Source organism: Enterobacter sp. C6 (genome assembly GCF_008122455.1).
Taxonomy (GTDB): Bacteria; Pseudomonadota; Gammaproteobacteria; order Enterobacterales; family Enterobacteriaceae; genus Enterobacter; species Enterobacter pseudoroggenkampii.
Map to the genome: position 1 here is coordinate 1 of NZ_QPFW01000013.1, position 457 is coordinate 457.

The window sequence follows — 457 nt, forward strand, 5'->3', positions numbered from 1 at the left end:
CATCCACCACGGTGGTGTAATCCACGCTGTTAATGGTGATAGTCACCAGGTCACCCGCTGCCGCACCGGTGACGGAGCCGCTCAGGATCTGCGCCTGTGAATGGGCGAGCTGGTTAACGGTATTGGTGCCGGTGACAAAGTCATTAATGGTCACCTGCGGTACAGTCGCATCCACCAGACCCACGCGATCGGCGCTGCTGCTGTTGCCCGCCACGTCGCTCACGGTTGCCGTCACGGTAACGATGCCGTCCGTCAGGGCACCGACGTCAGCCGCCGGGACGCTCAGCTGCCAGGTACCGTCCGTCTGGACCGTGGTCTGATACGTTTTGCCGTTCAGCGTCACGGTGACCGTCTGGCCTGCTTCAGCACTGCTGGTGCCGCTCAAGGCTAAATCCTGCTGCGCTTCTGCCGCATTAATGATGTTGTCGGCGGTCAGGTTATCAAGCGTAATCGCCGG

At 61.1% G+C, this 457-nt stretch carries 1 protein-coding gene; it reads right to left on the bottom strand.

Annotation, left to right across the window (positions count from 1 at the left end; genetic code table 11):
- On the bottom strand, nt 1–457 hold a 457-nt coding region (locus DOU50_RS00075), incomplete at both ends, for an Ig-like domain-containing protein (RefSeq protein WP_148768442.1).